Genomic DNA, 2,499 nt, shown 5'->3' with positions numbered 1-2,499 from the left:
TACTGCGAATTTGCAAAATAGCTTCATTATATTAATTTTGTCCCGGACGCTTTTTATATAGAGATGTTTAAAATATAGAGAGTCGGTAATACATATAGTAGTTAATAAAATGCATGCACATGCATGAATGTGGGTGTGTATCTTCAAAAAGAGAGGAGATATAGAATGAATGTATTAGTTGTAGGTGCAAATGGTGCGGTAGGACGTAAAGTGATTGCACAATTAAAAGATACCGAACATAGTTCAGTTGCGTTAGTACGTAAAGAAGCGCAAGTTTCAGAACTTGAAAATACAGGTGCTGACAAAGTAGTTGTAGCAGATTTAGAAGGTGACATTTCAAATGCGTTTGACAATGTTGATGCTGTTATCTTTGCTGCAGGTTCGGGCGGAAGTACTGGCGCAGATAAGACACTTCTTGTTGACCTTTGGGGTTCTAAAAAAGTGGTCGATGCAGCAAGTAAAAATGGCGTGAAAAAATTAGTGCAATTAAGTGCAACAGATAGTCCAGACCCAGATAACGAGTCTGATGTGATGAGACCTTACGCTGTTGCCAAACATATGTCTGATTACTATATTGAACAATCAGACTTGAATTATACCATCGTACGTCCAGGACCATTACAAGATGATGAAGGTACTGGCAAAATCGATGCTTCTTTCTCAATTGAAGGAGACCCAAATGGTTACACAATTCCACGAGATGATGTTGCAACAACATTAATCAACGCATTAGATATAACGCAATTAGATAAACAAGTGGTCTATATTCAATCAGGTGATACTACTATTAGAGAAGCCTTAGAACAATTAAAATAAGATAGTTTATAATATAGAGAAACCCATGGGGGAGATAATGCACGCGATATGAGTGTTATCTCGCTACCATGGGTTTCGTGTTATGATTTGAACACATCACGTAAGGTATTTTCAAAAGTGACTTTAACTTCGTTATAGAAATGACGTCCTTTATCTGTAATAGCAGCGTAAACATCACGTTTATCCTCACTACAACCTTGTCGTCGTATCACACCACAATCTTTTGATTCCATTCTTGTTGCTAATCTAGACATTGCACTTTGACTCAGACCAACTTTCGTTTGTAACACTTTCAACGGTAATTGATGATGTTCTGCACAATCTAAATACATTAAGACATAGAATTCTTTTAATGCAAGATGATGGTGAGACATTAAATCGTGTTCTAACTGCTTTGAAACGTTATTGTATATGGATGTAAATTCTAACCATTCATTTACTAATTCATTTGCCATAGTTATGCCTCACAATTATTTCTTAGTCTATTTTTTAATATTATAACAATAAATAAAATAAGCTAGCGACATAATGAACTAAATAATTAATTTAACATTGGTAGCGTTAATCATAATAGCGTTAGATAGACAAATGAGTTGAACGCTCCCGAAACTTACAGAGTTGTAATTTTGGGCTTTCTCCCTAAAAATCTTAAGTTAAATATGTTTACATATAATTGAGGTGAGTGATTATGGAAGATGTAAAAGACAAATATAACTACAGACATGACGACGATTACGGTAGCAGAAATGAAAATATTGCATCGTCTATTAGTTATTTAAGCGTATTCTTTGCACCAGTACTATTACCAATTGTAATGTGGATCATCGCTGACCAACCAGTATCAACCCACGCACGTAAAGCGTTGTTCAACCATATTTTAACTTGGATTTGCTTTGCATTAGCGCCGTTCGCATTGATGATATCTGCTAGCTTAATGGGCAATGCTTCAACAAATATGGATAGTTGGGTTGTATTTGGTTCATGGGTAGTTGCCGTTATACTAGGTTTAGTCGGTGTGTATTTATTCATTCAAAATATCGTTAGAGGCATTAAACTCTTATTAGTTTAGAATTATAAAAAAGAAGCTATCGCTAGGTGAGACCACCTATTGCGATAGCTTCTTTACTTATCATATGCATAAAAGAAATGCTTTAGTAATAAAAGTAACAGATAATTAGAAAAATATAGTTATTGTTTATTTCATAAGTTGACGTCTAAGGCTAATTACACCTACACCTAATATAAAAGCTAAAATACTGTAAACAAATGGTGTTGTTGAAGTGCGTTCGCCCGTCATAGGTAATTCGTGATGTAATGAAGATTGACTCGCTTCTTGTTGAGAATGAGTTGCTTGTTTACTAAGTTGTGTATTCATTTGTGATTGTGGTGACTGCGCTTGTTGTTTAACTAAATGATGCTTTTCTGCGTAACCATTGAATCCCATGTCATTATCTTCAGCTTGATGTTTACCTGGATCTTGTTGTGCGTTTGTCTTAGATGTTGGATTAACTAACCCGTGTTGTTCTGCATAACCATTGAATCCCATATCGTTATCTTCAGCTTGATGTTTATCTGGATCTTGTTGTGCGTTCGTCTTAGATATTTGATTAACTAACCCGTGTTGCTCTGCATAACCATTGAATCCCATGTCGTTATCTTCAGCTTGATGTTTATCTGGATCTT

Annotated in this window: 4 protein-coding genes; 2 read left to right on the top strand and 2 right to left on the bottom strand. The window is 35.3% G+C overall.

Annotated elements, in window-relative coordinates:
- The first annotated feature begins 165 nt into the window (after positions 1-165).
- Positions 166-816 (top strand): SDR family oxidoreductase, encoded by a 651-nt coding sequence (locus HMPREF3239_RS05715; RefSeq protein ID WP_053030011.1) that lies wholly within the window; start codon positions 166-168, stop codon positions 814-816.
- 80 nt (positions 817-896) lie between these two features.
- On the opposite strand, the gene HMPREF3239_RS05710 is transcribed toward HMPREF3239_RS05715, so the two are convergent.
- On the bottom strand, positions 897-1,271 hold the full coding sequence (locus HMPREF3239_RS05710) for a MarR family winged helix-turn-helix transcriptional regulator (protein ID WP_070855013.1): 375 nt from the start codon (positions 1,269-1,271) through the stop codon (positions 897-899).
- 233 nt (positions 1,272-1,504) lie between these two features.
- Here HMPREF3239_RS05710 and HMPREF3239_RS05705 point away from each other — a divergent pair, with 233 nt between their 5' ends.
- Positions 1,505-1,885 carry a hypothetical protein gene (locus tag HMPREF3239_RS05705; protein WP_070855012.1) on the top strand — a complete coding sequence of 127 codons (381 nt, stop codon included), beginning with the start codon at positions 1,505-1,507 and terminating at the stop codon, positions 1,883-1,885.
- Between the two features lie 126 nt (positions 1,886-2,011).
- Here HMPREF3239_RS05705 and HMPREF3239_RS05700 read toward each other — a convergent pair.
- Positions 2,012-2,499, bottom strand: a 488-nt coding sequence (locus HMPREF3239_RS05700; protein WP_141763595.1) for an LPXTG cell wall anchor domain-containing protein, incomplete at its 5' end; no start/stop codon positions are given.

It is taken from the genome of Staphylococcus sp. HMSC34C02 (assembly GCF_001838705.1).
Classification (GTDB): domain Bacteria; phylum Bacillota; class Bacilli; order Staphylococcales; family Staphylococcaceae; genus Staphylococcus; species Staphylococcus borealis.
The sequence above is the reverse complement of the archived record's forward strand: the minus strand, read 5'-3'. Positions and strand labels throughout refer to the sequence as shown.